Source organism: Sphingomonas montana (genome assembly GCF_001956315.1).
In the GTDB taxonomy this organism is placed as follows: domain Bacteria; phylum Pseudomonadota; class Alphaproteobacteria; order Sphingomonadales; family Sphingomonadaceae; genus Sphingomonas_R; species Sphingomonas_R montana.
In genome coordinates, this window is record NZ_MOLY01000036.1 from 128,386 (window position 1) to 142,942 (window position 14,557).

A 14,557-nucleotide genomic window follows, 5' to 3' on the forward strand; every position below is an offset into this window, starting at 1 on the left:
CAGGCCCTCATTTCCGTCCGCGACTCGCTAACAGTTGGTAAACGGGTTCATAGCGTGAAATATTCTCCGACCAGTTACGATCCCGTTCCACGAACGCCCGCGCCGTTGCCCGGCGCGCATCCCACCCGCTGCGATCCGCCAGCAGACCGGCCAGTGCCGCCGCCAGCGCCGCCGGATCGTCCGGCGGGAACAGCGTCCCCGTCACCCCGTCGACGATCAGTTCGCGGTGCCCGCCCACGTCGGACGCGGCGACCAGGCGGCCCTGCGCCATTGCCTCCAGCGGCTTCAACGGCGTCACCAGGTCGGTCAGCCGCATCCGCTTGCGCGGATAGGCCAGGATGTCGATCAGCCCGTAATAGGCCTCGACCCGGTCGTGCGGCACGCGGCCCACGAACCGGATCCGGTCCGCCACGGGCGACGCGGCCGCCTGGGCACGCAACGCGTGCTCCATCGGCCCGCCACCGACCATCAGCAGCATGGCCGCCGGCCGCGCCGCCACCAGCGCGGGCATCGCCGCGATCAGGTCGTCCAGCCCCTCATAATCGTAGAACGACCCGACGAACCCGATGACCTCCGCGCCTTCCAGGCCCAGCTCGGCGGCCAGCGCCGGGTCCGCGGGTGGCGGCGATCCGAACAGGCCCATGTCCACCCCGTTGGGCGACACCATGATCTTGTCCGCCGCGATCCCGCGCGCCACCAGGTCGCGCCGCAACCCGTCGCAGATCACCGCCACCGCATCCGCCCGGCCCGCCGCGCGCGTCTCCAGCCAGCGGGTGGCGCGATAGCGCAGCGATCCTTCGGTACCGGTCCCGTTGCCCACCGCCGCATCCTCCCAGAAGGCGCGGATCTCGTACAGCATCGGCAACCGCCGCCGCCGCGCCACGCGGCCCGCCGCGATCGCGGTCATCACCGGCGAATGGGCGTGCAGGATGTCGGGCTGCCACGTCTCCGCCAGCGCATCGACCGCGCGTTCCAGCGCCGCGATGTCGCGCCATTCCGCGATCGGCGACGGCGCGCGCGATCCGGGGCCGGCGCGGTGGAACCGCAGCCCGTCGACCACCTCCTCGGCCGGCCCGTCCGCCACGTGGCGCGATCCGGTCACCGCCATCACATCCCACCCGCGCGCCACCTGGGCCTTCAGGATCGCCCGCGTCCGGAACGTGTACCCGCTGTGCATCGGCAGGCTATGGTCTAGGATGTGAAGTATGCGCATGCCGTGGTCTCTGCCATGCCCCCGCTTAACGACGCGTCAACCGGTGGGCGATAGTGTGGCGACCAACCGAAGCGGCAACCGGAGGAACGGGCCATGATCGACCTGTTCTCCCTCGCGCTCAGCCATGGGCTGCTGTTCCTCGCCGCCTGGCGGATCGTCCGGCGTCCGGAACTGGACCGCGAGCCCGACCGGACCGGCCCCGATGCGTGATCTGGCGCTCGTCGGCTTCCTTCTCGCGCTGATCGTCCTGGGGTTCCGCCGGCCGTTCCTGTTCGTGCTGGCCTATGCCTATGTCGATATCGTCTCGCCGCAACGGCTGGCCTATTATCTGCTCAACGCGGTGCCGGTCTCGCTCATCTGCGTCCTGCTGGCCGTCGGCGGCTGGGTGGTGGCGGACGACAAGCGCGGCGCCCGGTTCGGCGTCCGCCAGTCGATCATGCTCATCCTGCTGCTCTACTGTTTCTGGACCACGCTGACCGCCGATTTTCCGGTCGAGGCGCTCACCAAATGGGGCTGGGTGTGGAAGGCGATGGCGTTCGCGATCTTCCTGCCGCTCACCCTGCGCACCCGGCTGCGCATCGAATCCATGGCGCTGTTCCTCGTGCTGTCGGCGTCCTCGATCATCGTGGTCGGCGGCATCAAGACGATCATTTCGGGCGGCGGCTACGGCGTGCTGAACCTCATGATCGCCGATAATAGCGGCCTGTACGAAAGCAGCACGATCTCCGCCGTGTCCGTCGCGATCATCCCGATCGTCCTGTGGCTCGCCCGGCACGGCACGATCTATCCCCGCGGGCGGCTGGTGAGCCTGTACGCCACGGGGCTCGTTTTCGCCTGCCTGCTCGTCCCCGTCGGCACGCAGGCCCGCACCGGCATCATCTGCATCGGCGTGCTGGCCGTCCTGATGCTGCGCTCCGTCCGGCGCCGCATGCTGTATATTGCGGGCATCGCGGTCGCGGTCGCCATCGCCGTCCCGCTCCTGCCCGCCAGCTATACGCAGCGGATGGACACGATCCAGGGTTACAAGGCGGACAGCAGCGCCTCCACCCGGATCGCGGTTTGGAAATGGACGCTCGACTATGTCGGCCACCACCCGTTCGGCGGCGGGTTCGAGGCGTATCGCCAGAACCGGCTGGTCATCGACGAGGTCAAGACCACCGACAGCGCGGGGGGCGAGACGGTATCGACCACGCAGGCGTTCGACGCCGGCCGCGCCTATCACAGCAGCTATTTCGAGATGCTCGGCGAACAGGGCTGGCCCGGCCTCATCCTCTGGCTGATGCTCCACGCGCTGGGCATTGTCCGGATGGAGGTCGTCCGCCGCCGCTGGGCGCGGGACACCGGCGACCACGACGCATGGATCGCCCCGCTGGCCACCGCGCTCCAGCATGCCCACCTGATCTACCTGGTCGGCGCGCTGTTCGTCGGCATCGCGTTCCAGCCGTTCATCTACATGCTCGTCGGCCTGGAAATCGGCTTCGACGCCTTCCTCCGCCGTACCCGCGCGCCGGCGAAGATAGGTTTCACGCGCCCTTCCACGAATCCGAAAGTGCAACCGCCTAAGCCCGTTTTGCCTCTCTCGGCGTCCTCCTGACGAAAGTCAGGATCGGCCTCCGCCGGGATGACGGTGAAGGGGGCAGTGCCTACCCCGCAACTGCGCCCCTACACCCAACAGTAATTTCCGGATCCTCAACTGTCGTCGGCGTCGTCCCCACCCTCGATCATCGCGATCAGCGCGTCGGTAAACGCCGGCACGTCATCTGGATTGCGGCTGGTGATCAGATTGTCGTCCACGACCACCGGCTCGTCCACCGTCGTGGCGCCCGCATTTTCCAGGTCGGTCCGCAGCGACGGCCAGCACGTCACAGTCCGGTCCTCGACGATGTCCGCCTCTACCAGCAACCATGGCCCGTGGCAGATCGCGGCGATCGGCTTGCCCACATCGTCGAACGCCTGCACGATCGCGACGGCGGCATCGATCGTCCGCAGCACGTCCGGGTTGGCGACGCCGCCCGGAATGACGAGTGCGTCATAATCGTCCGTGTCGACCGCATCCAGCGTCATGTCGGGCGTGATCGTCTCGCCCTTCTCGTCTTTCTCCATACCCTGGATCGGGTCGGCGGCTGGCGATGCCAGCACCACGGTGGCCCCGGCCGCGATCAGGCGGTCGCGCGGGCCGAACAGTTCGGCCTGTTCGAATCCATCGGTGGCGATGATCAGTATCCTGGCGTCGGCGATGGCGGGCATGGTGTATCCTCTCCGGGGAACGGGTTGCCGTGTGAACGGGTGCCGCCGCCGCCTGTTCCGGCCGTGCGCCTGGCCGGCCGCCCCCCACCCGATCGCTGCGCCGGAACGATCGCGGGGGGCGTGCCGTTGTTGCGCCATGATCGCACCGGACCTTCCCTTCGCATGCTGAGCTATGTCGACGACGCGCTGCCCGGCATCACGCGGCGCAAGCTGCGCGGCCACTGGGCCTATTTCGATCCGCACGGCGAACGCGTGAAGGACCGGGCCGAAATCGACAGGCTGAACGCCACCGCCATGCCGCCCGCCTATGTCGACTGCTGGTTCTGCCCCAGCCCGGACGGCCACATCCAGGCGGTCGGCTGGGACGACAGGGGCCGCAAGCAATATCGCTACCACCGCGATTTCCGCGCAACACAAGAGGCCGCCAAATATGACGCCTGCGGCGATTTCGGCCGGGCGCTCCCGCTGTTGCGGGCGCGGGTGGAGGCGGACCTGACCCACCGCGCGCTGGACAAGGATGCCGTCGTCGCCGCGATCGTCCGGCTGCTCGATCTGGGCCGCGTCCGTGTCGGCAACGAGACCTATGCGAAGGCGAACAACAGTTTCGGCGCGACCACGCTGCGCGCCGACCATGCCACCGTCCGCGGCGCGAAGCTGAAGCTGGAATATGTCGGCAAGTCGGGCAAGCTCCAGCGGCTGACGATCGAGGACCAGCGCCTGTCGCGCATCGCCCGCCGCTGCCAGGACTTGCCCGGCCAGCATCTGTTCCAGTATCAATGCCCGGACGGCAGCGCACACCCGGTCGGGTCGGCCGACATCAACGCCTATATCAAGGACGCGACCGGCGGCGATTTCACTGCCAAGAATTTCCGCACCTGGGGCGCCAGCGTCATCGCCTACCGCACCCTCGTCCAGGCCGGCGATACCGCCATCACGCTGAAACAGATGCTGCAACCCGTCGCCGACGCGCTCGGCAACACGCCGGCCATTGCGCGCAAATCCTACGTCCACCCCGCCCTGATCGATCTTGCGCGTTCGGGCGAACCGGTCGGCCGGGTCCGGTTGCCGCGCGCCACGCGCTATGCGACGCCGGCCGAACGGGGGCTGATCGCCTTCCTCGAAACGCTCGGCGCGCGGCATTGCACGAAGGCGGCGGTCGCATGAGCGCGGGCAACACCCTAGCGGCGACGGCGACGCGCCCTACCGCCGCCGTGCAGGATTTTACCGGAGACCTGCACCGCCTCACGCGCGAAGTGACCGCGTGGCTGGCCGGCAACTGGTTACAGGCGGCGATCGCGCTGGCGATCGGTGCGCTGATCGTGCTGGTGCTGCTCGGGCTCCGTTCGCTCGGTGCGCGGCTGTGCCGGGGTCAGGACGGGACCGTCCAGTGGCGCACCATCGTCGGCCGCGCCATCGCCCGGACCCGGATGTGGTTCATGGTGGCGCTCGCCGCCCGGCTGGTCGAAGGCGGCGCGAACACGCCTGCCGGCATCACTTCGGTCATCACCGCCGCCTTCACCATCGCCGCGGCGCTCCAGGCGGCGCTCTGGGCGCGGGAGATCATCCTGGGCTTCGTCGAACACCGCGCGGCGGGCGATTTGCAGAAGGGCGCGATCGGTTCGGCGATTGGCATCATCCGGCTGCTCGTCACCTTCGCGCTGTTCGCCATCGCCGCGGTACTGATCCTCGACAATCTCGGGGTCAACGTAACCGGCCTGATCGCCGGGCTCGGCATCGGCGGCATCGCGATCGGCCTGGCGGCACAGGGCATCTTCGCGGATCTGTTCGCCGCACTGGCCATCATCTTCGACAAGCCGTTCCGCCGCGGCGATGCTGTCGGCTGGGACAGCACGTCCGGCTCGGTCGAACGGATCGGCCTGAAATCCACGCGGATCCGGTCGATCACCGGCGAACAGATCATCGTCTCGAACAAGAACCTGCTCGACAAGGAACTGCGCAACCTCGCCCGGCTCGACCGCCGCCGCATGACGCTGTCGATCGGCGTCATCTACCAGACCCCGCTCGACCGTTGCCGCGCCATTCCCGACATGTTGCGCGCCGCAGTGGAAAGCGTCGACAAATGCGTCGTGGTCCGCACGGGCATGACCGGCTTCGGCGCGTCCAGCCTCGACTATGAACTCCAGTTCGACGTGCGGTCGGAAGTGTACGACATCGTCTACGCCGCCCGCCATCTCGTCTGCATGGCGATCCTCGACACCTTCGCGGCGGAGGGGATCGAATTCGCCTACCCGACGCAGGTCAACTTCACCGGCGGGCCGGATGGGAAGGCCATTTTCTGACGCGACTGCAGACGCTTCCGCACCGAATATCTTCCCCACCCGTCCATCCCGAGCGAAGTCGGGGGACCCTTCGAGCGTAGCCGAGAAGCCCACATCGCCGCTGGGCTACGCTCGGAAAAAGTGCCCTGACTTCGCTCGGCGTGGACGGGAGCAGGAGGAGTGATTGGGTCGCGGAATTACGCCCCTCAGATGCCCACATCGTCCAGCGACAGCAACGTCGCATTTCCCCCGGCCGACGTCGTGTCCGTCGACGTCACCCGTTCCGCAGCGAACCGCGGCAGGTAATGCGGCCCGCCCGCTTTCGGGCCTGTCCCCGACAGCCCTTCGCCGCCGAACGGCTGCGACCCCACGATGGCCCCGATCATCGATCGGTTGACGTACAGATTGCCGACCTTCGCCAGCGCCTCGACCGTTTCCGCCCCGCGCGCGATCCGGCTGTGCAGCCCCATCGTCAGCCCGAACCGCGCGGCGTTCACGCGCTCCACCGTCTCGGCCAGCATCCCCGCCTTCCACGTCGCGACATGGATGACCGGGCCGAACCACTCCTCGGTCAGATCCTCGATCGCATCGATCCGGATGACGGTCGGCGGCACATACAGCCCGTCCGCCGGGACGGTGACGGTGTGGACCGTCCGCCCCGCCATCGCCGCGCGCCGGCCCATCAGCCGGTCGTAGGACGCACGGTCGATCACCGGGCCGACGTCGGTCGCCGGGTCCGCCGGATCGCCGATCACCAGCGTATCCATCGCGCCCGCCAGCATCTCCAGCGTCCGCTCGGCAATCTCCTCCTGCAGCAGCAACAGCCGCAGCGCGGAACAGCGTTGCCCGGCGGACCGGAACGCGGACGCCACCACGTCGGCCACCACCTGTTCGGGCAACGCCGTCGAATCAACGATCATCGCGTTGATCCCGCCCGTCTCGGCAATCAGCGGCACCAGCGGACGTGCATCGTCGGCCAGCAGCCCGCGCGCGATCCGCCGCGCCGTGCCCGTCGACCCGGTGAACGCCACGCCCGCCACCCGCACATCGGCGATCAGCGCGGCACCCTCCTCCGGCCCGCCCGGCAACAGCACCAGCGCATCTGCCGGCACACCCGCTTCGTGCGCCAGCGCCACCGCCCAGCCCGCGATCGCCGGCGTCTGCGGCGCGGGCTTGGCCACCACCGCATTGCCCGCGACCAGCGCCGCTGCCACCTGCCCCAGGAAGATCGCTAGCGGGAAGTTCCACGGCGCGATGCACGCCCACACGCCGCGCCCCTCGTGGCGCAGCACGTTGCGCTCGCCGGTCGGCCCGGGCAACTCCTGCGGCGCCAGCACGCCGCGCGCCTGCAACGCATAGTAGCGGCAGAAATCGACCGCCTCGCGCACTTCGCCCAGCGCATCGCCGATCGTCTTGCCCGCCTCCTGCACCGCCACCGCCATCAGGTCGCCGCGATGCGCCTCCAGCAGATCCGCCAGCCGCTCCAGCGTTGCTGCCCGCTGTTCCAGCGGCGTGCGCGACCAGACCGCAAAGCCCTTGGACGCACGATCGACCGCCCCCTTCGCGGATACCTCCGTCACCCCGCGCCCGGCCGGGGCCGCGTCGGTGCGGGGGGCGGGTGCCTTCGCGACTGTCGCCGCCACCTCCGCCAGCACCGTCCGGTCCTGCAGATCCAGCCCCGCGCTGTTCCGCCGTACCCCGAACAGGTCGATCGGCAGCGGGATCGACGGATGCCGCGTCGCGCCGACGGCCCGGATCTTCTCGACCGGATCGGCCAGCAATTCCGCATCGCTCAACCCCTCGTCCGCCAACTGGTGGACGAAACTGGAATTGGCCCCATTCTCCAGCAACCGCCGAACCAGATAGGCGAGCAGGTCGCGATGTCCGCCCACCGGGGCATAGATCCGCGTCTTGTATCCGCGTTCGCGCACCAGCGTCTCGTACAGCCCCTCGCCCATCCCGTGCAGCCGCTGGAATTCGAAATCGCGCGCGTTGCCCGCCCATTCCATGATCGTCGCCACCGTCAGCGCATTGTGGCTGGCGAACGCCGGATAGATGTTCGTCGCGTCCAGCATGTCGCGCGAACAGGCCATGTACGACACGTCGGTCGCCGCCTTGCGCGTGAACAGCGGATAGTCGCTGAGTCCGGCCTCCTGCGTCCGCTTGACCTCGCTGTCCCAGTACGCGCCCTTCACCAGCCGCACCGCGATCCGCCGGTCGGTCGCCGCACCCAGCTCGTTCGCCCACGCCACCGCCGGTCGCGCGCGCTTGCTATAGGCCTGGATCGCCATGCCGAACCCGTCCCAGCCCTTCAGCGCCGGCAACCCTGCCACGGCTGAGATGATAGCAAAGCTCATCTCCAGCCGCTCCGACTCCTCGGCATCGACGGTCAGCCCGATGCCCGCGGCGGCGGCCTGCACCGCCAGCGCCTCGAGCTTCTCGGTCAGCGCAGGCACGCACGCACCCCACTGCCCCACCTCGTACCGCGGATGCAGCGCGGACAGCTTGACCGAGATCGAATGGCCTTCCTTCGCCGCGCGCCCGACCTCGGCGATCGCGTCCTGGTAGGACCGGAAATAGCGTTCTGCATCCGGGTAGGTCCGTGCCGCCTCGCCCAGCATGTCGAAACTGGCGGTGAACCCGCGATTATCCTTGGTCCGCATCCGCTTCAGCGCCTCGTCGATGGTGCGTCCCATCACGAAGATCTCGCCCATCATCTTCATCGCGGCACCCACCGCCTGCCGCACGAACGGCTCGCCCGCGCGCGACACCAGGCGGCGCAGCGCACCGCCCTGGCTCGAGTCGTTCACCAGCGCACGGCCGATCACCAGTCCCCAGGTCGCGGAATTGACCAGCGACGAATGCGACTTCCCGGTGTGCGCGCGCCAGTCCGCGTCGCCCAGCTTGTCGGCGATCAGCCGGTCCGCGGTTTCCGGGTCCGGCACGCGCAGGAACGCCTCCGCCAGGCTCAGCAACGCCATGCCTTCGGAAGAATTCAGCCGATACTGCTGCAAGAACTGGTTCACCCACCCTTCGCGCTGCGCCGTGCGCAGGTCCCCCAGCAGGCCCATGCTGTGCGCCACCACCCGTTCGCGGCCGGGGCCGTCCAGCGCGGCGGCCGGCAACAAAGCCTTCAGCACGTCCGGTTCGGGCGCACGATGCAGCTCGGCGAGCGACGACAGGACGGCGGGGGACGCGGAAAACATGGGCGCGGTGTACCTTGCGACGGATCGACGCAGTTGACGTAAACGTCAAGCTGCGCCTAGAGACATAGCCATAGCCCCATGGATCGTCGCCCGGAAGATGGCGGCACTGTATAGGAGTGAGACCGAATGCCCACCGTGCAGGATCTGCAAGCCAGGGTCGGCGAAGTCGTCGGCACGTCCGACTGGATCACCATCGACCAGCCCCGCATCCAGGCCTTCGCCGATGCGACCGACGATCATCAGTTCATCCATGTCGACCCCGAACGCGCGAAGACGACGCCGTTCGGCGGCACCATCGCGCACGGCTTCCTCACGCTTTCGATGCTCACCGCGCTGGCCGAACGGCTGCCCGACGGCCGGATCGAGGGTGTAAAGATGGGCATCAACTATGGTTTCGACAAAGTCCGGTTCCTGACCCCAGTCCCCGCCGGCGTCCGCATCCGCGGTACGTTCAAATTGCTCAGCCTGGAAGAAAAGCGCCCCGGTCAGTGGCAGCAGACCCAGGAAGTCACCGTCGAGATCGAAGACCAGAAGAAGCCTGCGCTGATCGCCGAATGGATCGCGCAGTTCTTCATCTGAGCCGCCGCGGTCACTGAACCCGGACATCAAGCCAATAGGCGACCCCGGCCCACGCCGGGGCACCGCTCATCCGAACGAGGATCCCCACCATGCGTGAAGCCGTCATCGTCGCCACCGCCCGCACCCCCATCGGCCGCGCCTATCGCGGCGCGTTCAACGCCACCCCCTCCCCCACGCTCGCCGCGCACGCCATTCGCGCCGCGGTCGAACGCTCGGGCGTTGCCCCCGACCAGATCCAGGACGTCGTGATCGGCGCCGCGCTGCAACAGGGTGTCCAGGCCACGATCGGCCGGACCGCCGCGCTGCGCGCCGGCCTGCCCGTCTCCGTCGCCGGCATGTCGGTCGACCGGCAATGCGCCTCCGGGCTCCAGGCGATCGCCATCGCCGCGTCGCAGGTCATCGTCGACCGGGCCGAGATCGTCGTCGCCGGCGGCGTCGAATCGATCTCGATGGTGCAGACTCCCGAAATGCGGCTTGGCCCCGATCATGAGCTGATCGCGATGCACCCCGACGTGTACATGCCGATGCTCCAGACCGCGGAGATCGTCGCCAGCCGCTACGGCATCTCCCGCGCCCGGCAGGACGCCTACGCGCTTCAGTCGCAGCAGCGCACCGCCGCCGCGCAGGCCGCCGGCCGCTTCGACGCGGAGATTATCCCCGTCACCGCAACGATGAACGTCGTCGACAAGGCGACCAAGCAGGTCTCGCAGAAGGAAGTGACGCTCACCAAGGACGAGGGCAATCGTCCGGAGACCACGATCGAGGGCCTGAACACGCTCGGCCCGGTCATGGGCCCCGACGCCAACATCACCGCCGGCAACGCGTCGCAACTGTCCGACGGTGCCTCGGCCTGCGTCGTGATGGAACGCGCCGCGGCGGAGAAAGCCGGCAAGGCCCCGCTCGGCCGCTATGTCGGCATGGCCGTCGCCGGCACGAAACCCGACGAAATGGGCATCGGCCCGGTCTATGCCGTGCCGAAGCTCCTCGAACGCTTCGGCCTCACCGTGGGTGACATCGGCCTGTGGGAACTGAACGAGGCCTTCGCGGTCCAGGTGCTCTATTGCCAGGACGTGCTCGGCATCCCCGACGAACTGCTCAACGTCGATGGCGGCGCGATCTCGATCGGCCACCCCTACGGCATGTCCGGCGCACGCATGGTCGGCCACGCCCTGATCGAAGGCAAGCGCCGCGGCGCCAAGCACGTCGTCGTCACGATGTGCGTCGGCGGCGGCATGGGCGCCGCCGGCCTGTTCGAGGTGCTGTAAGCGAACTAGGTGATGCGCGAAAAGCCCCCTCCCTTTCAAGGGAGGGGGGTTGGGGGTGCGTGCAACAGCTCCGCCAAACGCGCCAGTTGTTGGAAAAGCACAGACCCCACACCCTCTGCGCACCGCGTTCGCCACGCGGACCAAACCCACCCCCCGAGAGACAAACGGGAACCCGACCCCACCCAATATGGTTCTCCCTCCAAACCCAGCAAGGAGAGCCGCCATGGCCGATGACGCAGAGATCGAAGCCCGTTTCTGGAAAGACCTGAAGGCCAGCCCGTTCGTCATGCTGGGCGTCGAGGGTGTCCGCGACGGCCATACCCAGCCGATGACCGCGCAGTTCGAAGGCGACAGCGGTCCGATCTGGTTCTTCGCCACGAAGGACAACGGCCTGACCAAGGCACTCGCCGAATCGAATCGCGCAATCGCGACCTATACCGGCAAGGGTCACGACCTGTTCGCCAGCATCCACGGCACGCTGTCCGTCGATACCGACCGCGCGACCGTCGATCGCCTCTGGAACAGCCAGGTCGCGGCCTGGTACAAGGGCGGCAAGGACGATCCCACTCTCGCCCTGCTCCGCCTCGATACCGAACATGCCCGCCTCTGGCTCGGCGGTTCCTCCTTCGGCGCCGCGATCGAACGGCTGTTCGGGAAGGACCCCAAGCAGAGCTACAAGGACAATGTCGCGGAAGTGACGCTCTGATCCGCATGCGGCCGGGCCTCAGGGTCCGGCCGCACAACCGCTCCGGACGCACCGGAGCAAAAATCCCGCAAGGTCGACCCTTCGTCATCCCAAATCAGGCCCGGATGACATCGGCCATCAAAACCGTCTCTGAAGCCCCTGCCTGAACCACAGGCTCAGGTCGTCGAACGGTCTGTCCCCGCCGACCGCGGCATCGCCCGCGGGTTGCGCGACGGACGCAACGCCTCCGGCAGGATCCGCGCCCGCTTCTCGAACGCTGCTGCCACGGCCGGACGTTTCAGGAACGTCGTCCACATTGCGCGCAGCCGCGATCCGCCGGGTATCCACAGCGCGTCGTCCGGCTGGAACTGATCGGCGATCAGTGCGGCTCCCTCCGCCGTGCCGAGCGTCGCCACCGCCAGCGTTGTCGCCGCATCGTCCTGGCCGGCGCATAGCGATGCCTCGATCGCCGCCGCCGGATTGTCGTCCGCCCGTGCCCGCAAGGCCGCCGTCGCCGCCTGCGCCGCCGTGCCCTGTCCCAGCGCCGCCAGCGCGCACGCCTCCGTCCGCTTCAGCCACGCCGTCCCGTATGGGCTCAACGCGCCCCCGCCGCGCGTCAGCCCGAGCCGTGCCGCCGCAAGTGCCTCGTTCGCGCGCCCCGCCTCGTCCAGCGTCTCGGCCAGCGCGATGATGCCCGACACCGCAACCGGCGTCCGCGCGAAATCGACGCCGCTGAACGGCTGCAACCGGGCGATCGCCGCGGCCCGCTCGCCCGTCACGGCGCGCGCCTGCGCATCCAGCCGCACCATGGCCACCGCATCCTCGTCCATCCCGTCGGCGATCGCCACGTCCGCCGCCGTCTCCGACGCCTGATCGAACCGGCCGAGCAGCACCAGCGCGCGGACCGCGCCCAGCCGCGTCGTCGCATCGTCCGGGCTCGCCGCGAACGCGGCCAGCCGGTCTGCCGCGAACGCATCGACCGCGCGGCCGGACTGCGGCCCCATCTGCGCCTCCACCTGCGGCCAGATCGGCGCATGGTCGCGCATGATCGCCATTTCGAACAGCGATTCCGGCGCCGTCACGCGCGGCAGCAACTGGCCGGCCTCGACGATCTCCCCACGCCGGACCAGCGCATCGATCGCGCCCTCCGCGACATCGCCGCGCAAGCCCGGCAGGTCCGCCGGCTGCCAGTCCGCCCTGGCCAGCGCGATCGCGATCCGGTCGCGCAACGCCGTCTCCTTCGCCTCCGACAGGCTCTGCGCCACCGCGCGCCACAACCGGCCGGAAATGCCGTTCAGCGCCTCCGGCGTCTGTTCGGCCAGCACGGCGAGCTGCTGCCCCGCGCCCTTCATGTCGCCGGTCCCCGCGGCGATCGACACGCCGAACCCGCGCACGATCGGGTTGGCCGGGTCCGCCGCCACCAGTTCACGGTGCACCGCCACCAGCTCGTCGCCCCGCCCCGCCGGTGCCAGGCAATTCAGCCGCAGCAACTGGGCCGCGTTCCGGTCCGCCCCCGGCGCGAGCCCCACCACCAACGGATCGAGCCGCGCCAGCAGCCCGCGGCAATCGCCCTTCTGTCCCAGCGCAAAAGCCTCGGCGATCGCGACCCGCGCATTGCCCGCGGCTGCCGGGCCGGCCGGCGGCACAATCTTCGACGGCACCGCGCCCGCCGCCGTGCTGCAGGCCAGCAGCACGGCAAAGGCGATGCGATCAGCGCGCATCGTGCGCGACGATCCAGTCCTCGACCACCGGCGCGATCGCATCGCGCCACCGCCGCCCGTTGAAGATGCCATAGTGCCCGACCCCTTCGGCCATCAGATATTTGCGGTGCGCCTCCGGCAACGCGGTCGCCAGCGTCAGCGCCGCCTTGGTCTGGCCGATGCCGGAAATATCGTCGCGCTCCCCCTCGATCGCCAGCAGGCCGATGTCGGTGATCGCGCCCGGATCCACACGCCGCCCGCGGTGATAATACTCGCCCTTCGGCAAGGCATGCTGCTGGAACACCAGGTCGATCGTCTGGAGGTAAAATTCCGCGCTCATGTCGCAGACCGAACGATATTCGTCGTAGAACGCCTTGCTCGCATCCGCACTGTCGCCGTCGCCCGCGACCAGATGCTTGAACATGTCGAAATGGCTGACCAGGTGGTTGCCCAGGTTCATCGCCATGAACCCGGTCAGCTGCAGGAATCCAGGATACACGCGCCGCCCGCCGCCCGGGTAATAATAAGGCACCGTGGCGATCACATTCTGTTCGAACCACGCGTGCGGCCGCTGCGTGGCGACCGTGTTGACGCTCGTCGGCGCCTCGCGCGTGTCCACCGGCCCGCCCATCATGGTCAGCGTCGCCGGCCGTGCCGGATGCTGGTCGGCGGACATCAGCGCGGCTGCGGCATAGGCCGGCACAGACGGCTGACACACCGCCAGCACATGCGCGCGACCCGACCCGTCGGCGCTCATCGTCTCCAGGAACCGCACCAGATAATCGACATAATCGTCAAGATCGAACGTCCCGTCGCTCAGCGGCACCAGCTTGGCATCGCGCCAATCCGTGATGTGCACGTCATGCCCCGGCAGCATCCGCTCCACCGTCCCGCGCAGCAACGTCGCATAATGGCCCGACATCGGCGCCACGATCAGCAGCTTGGGCGCACCCTCGACGCCATCGCGCCGGAACCGCTTCAGCTGCCCGAACGGCAGGCGCAGCACGATTTCCTCGGTCACCGCGACCTCGCGCCCGTCGACCACCGTCTTGTCCAGCCCGAACGCCGGCTTGCCGTAGGTCGCCGATGCGTGCGCGAACACGTCGAAACCGGACGCCACCATGGGGCCGAACCTGGTGTGCGCCATCGGGTTGACGGGGTTGGCCATCCACTCCGCGCCCAGCGTCGCCAGCGCGCTGGCCCCCGCCAGCATCGACCGCTGCATTTCATAGGCGCTGTAAAGCATATGGGGCATCCTCGTTCTGGCCGCCGTCCCTTGGGGACACTGTGCGCATCAACGCGGAATACACGGATTTGATGCGCCGCACCACATGCGGCCCTTTGGCACGCCCGCACCGATCGCCGGCCCCAACGTCCCGCTTA

General features: G+C 68.6%; 11 protein-coding genes. 6 read left to right on the plus strand and 5 right to left on the minus strand.

The annotated features are described in order from the left end of the window. Positions 1-7: 7 nt before the first annotated feature. Positions 8-1,213, minus strand: coding sequence for a TIGR04063 family PEP-CTERM/XrtA system glycosyltransferase (locus BKY59_RS10365; protein WP_076071236.1), 1,206 nt, complete (start codon positions 1,211-1,213; stop codon positions 8-10). Between the two features lie 202 nt (positions 1,214-1,415). Here BKY59_RS10365 and BKY59_RS10370 point away from each other — a divergent pair, with 202 nt between their 5' ends. Continuing rightward, entirely contained in the window at positions 1,416-2,807 is a 1,392-nt protein-coding gene (locus BKY59_RS10370) for a putative O-glycosylation ligase, exosortase A system-associated (RefSeq protein ID WP_076071238.1), read from the plus strand. A 95-nt stretch (positions 2,808-2,902) separates the two neighbouring features. Here BKY59_RS10370 and BKY59_RS10375 read toward each other — a convergent pair whose 3' ends face one another. Then, complete coding sequence (locus tag BKY59_RS10375) at positions 2,903-3,460, minus strand: type 1 glutamine amidotransferase domain-containing protein (RefSeq protein WP_076071240.1); 558 nt, start codon at positions 3,458-3,460, stop codon at positions 2,903-2,905. A 162-nt stretch (positions 3,461-3,622) separates the two neighbouring features. Here BKY59_RS10375 and BKY59_RS10380 point away from each other — a divergent pair, with 162 nt between their 5' ends. After that, a complete protein-coding gene (locus BKY59_RS10380; RefSeq protein ID WP_076071242.1) occupies positions 3,623-4,624 on the plus strand; it encodes a DNA topoisomerase IB in 1,002 nt (333 codons plus the stop codon). Next, on the plus strand, positions 4,621-5,760 hold the full coding sequence (locus BKY59_RS10385) for a mechanosensitive ion channel family protein (protein ID WP_076071243.1): 1,140 nt from the start codon (positions 4,621-4,623) through the stop codon (positions 5,758-5,760). The genes BKY59_RS10380 and BKY59_RS10385 overlap by 4 nt, the downstream gene beginning before the upstream one ends. Before the next feature lie 185 nt (positions 5,761-5,945). On the opposite strand, the gene putA is transcribed toward BKY59_RS10385, so the two are convergent. After that, positions 5,946-8,945 (minus strand): bifunctional proline dehydrogenase/L-glutamate gamma-semialdehyde dehydrogenase PutA, encoded by a 3,000-nt coding sequence (gene putA / locus BKY59_RS10390; protein ID WP_076071245.1) that lies wholly within the window; start codon positions 8,943-8,945, stop codon positions 5,946-5,948. Positions 8,946-9,071: 126 nt separating this feature from the next. Here putA and BKY59_RS10395 point away from each other — a divergent pair, with 126 nt between their 5' ends. The 3 genes from BKY59_RS10395 to BKY59_RS10405 all read left to right on the plus strand — a co-directional run bounded on the left by BKY59_RS10395 (position 9,072) and on the right by BKY59_RS10405 (position 11,495). Further along, positions 9,072-9,524 carry a MaoC family dehydratase gene (locus tag BKY59_RS10395; protein ID WP_076071247.1) on the plus strand — a complete coding sequence of 151 codons (453 nt, stop codon included), beginning with the start codon at positions 9,072-9,074 and terminating at the stop codon, positions 9,522-9,524. 89 nt (positions 9,525-9,613) lie between these two features. Next, positions 9,614-10,789 carry an acetyl-CoA C-acyltransferase gene (locus BKY59_RS10400; RefSeq protein ID WP_076071249.1) on the plus strand — a complete coding sequence of 392 codons (1,176 nt, stop codon included), beginning with the start codon at positions 9,614-9,616 and terminating at the stop codon, positions 10,787-10,789. 223 nt (positions 10,790-11,012) lie between these two features. Then, complete coding sequence (locus BKY59_RS10405) at positions 11,013-11,495, plus strand: pyridoxamine 5'-phosphate oxidase family protein (protein WP_076071251.1); 483 nt, start codon at positions 11,013-11,015, stop codon at positions 11,493-11,495. A 155-nt stretch (positions 11,496-11,650) separates the two neighbouring features. Here the strand turns inward: BKY59_RS10405 and BKY59_RS10410 are convergent, their stop codons facing one another. Together BKY59_RS10410 and BKY59_RS10415 are read right to left on the minus strand one after the other, a co-directional pair. Beyond that, positions 11,651-13,195: a hypothetical protein gene (locus BKY59_RS10410; RefSeq protein WP_076071252.1), complete on the minus strand. Its 1,545-nt coding sequence runs from the start codon at positions 13,193-13,195 to the stop codon at positions 11,651-11,653. Then, the gene (locus tag BKY59_RS10415; RefSeq protein WP_076071254.1) at positions 13,185-14,420 is read right to left on the minus strand and encodes a polyhydroxyalkanoate depolymerase; all 1,236 of its coding nucleotides are present in this window, start codon (positions 14,418-14,420) and stop codon (positions 13,185-13,187) included. The genes BKY59_RS10410 and BKY59_RS10415 overlap by 11 nt, the downstream gene beginning before the upstream one ends. Positions 14,421-14,557: the final 137 nt, after the last annotated feature.

What these genes read in the sequence shown, in the direction of transcription:
- BKY59_RS10365 (WP_076071236.1), bottom strand. Translation starts at nt 1,213, where the DNA reads ATGCGCATACTTCACATCCTAGACCATAGCCTGCCGATGCACAGCGGG.
- BKY59_RS10370 (WP_076071238.1), top strand. Translation starts at nt 1,416, where the DNA reads ATGCGTGATCTGGCGCTCGTCGGCTTCCTTCTCGCGCTGATCGTCCTG.
- BKY59_RS10375 (WP_076071240.1), bottom strand. Translation starts at nt 3,460, where the DNA reads ATGCCCGCCATCGCCGACGCCAGGATACTGATCATCGCCACCGATGGA.
- BKY59_RS10380 (WP_076071242.1), top strand. Translation starts at nt 3,623, where the DNA reads ATGCTGAGCTATGTCGACGACGCGCTGCCCGGCATCACGCGGCGCAAG.
- BKY59_RS10385 (WP_076071243.1), top strand. Translation starts at nt 4,621, where the DNA reads ATGAGCGCGGGCAACACCCTAGCGGCGACGGCGACGCGCCCTACCGCC.
- putA (WP_076071245.1), bottom strand. Translation starts at nt 8,945, where the DNA reads ATGTTTTCCGCGTCCCCCGCCGTCCTGTCGTCGCTCGCCGAGCTGCAT.
- BKY59_RS10395 (WP_076071247.1), top strand. Translation starts at nt 9,072, where the DNA reads ATGCCCACCGTGCAGGATCTGCAAGCCAGGGTCGGCGAAGTCGTCGGC.
- BKY59_RS10400 (WP_076071249.1), top strand. Translation starts at nt 9,614, where the DNA reads ATGCGTGAAGCCGTCATCGTCGCCACCGCCCGCACCCCCATCGGCCGC.
- BKY59_RS10405 (WP_076071251.1), top strand. Translation starts at nt 11,013, where the DNA reads ATGGCCGATGACGCAGAGATCGAAGCCCGTTTCTGGAAAGACCTGAAG.
- BKY59_RS10410 (WP_076071252.1), bottom strand. Translation starts at nt 13,195, where the DNA reads ATGCGCGCTGATCGCATCGCCTTTGCCGTGCTGCTGGCCTGCAGCACG.
- BKY59_RS10415 (WP_076071254.1), bottom strand. Translation starts at nt 14,420, where the DNA reads ATGCTTTACAGCGCCTATGAAATGCAGCGGTCGATGCTGGCGGGGGCC.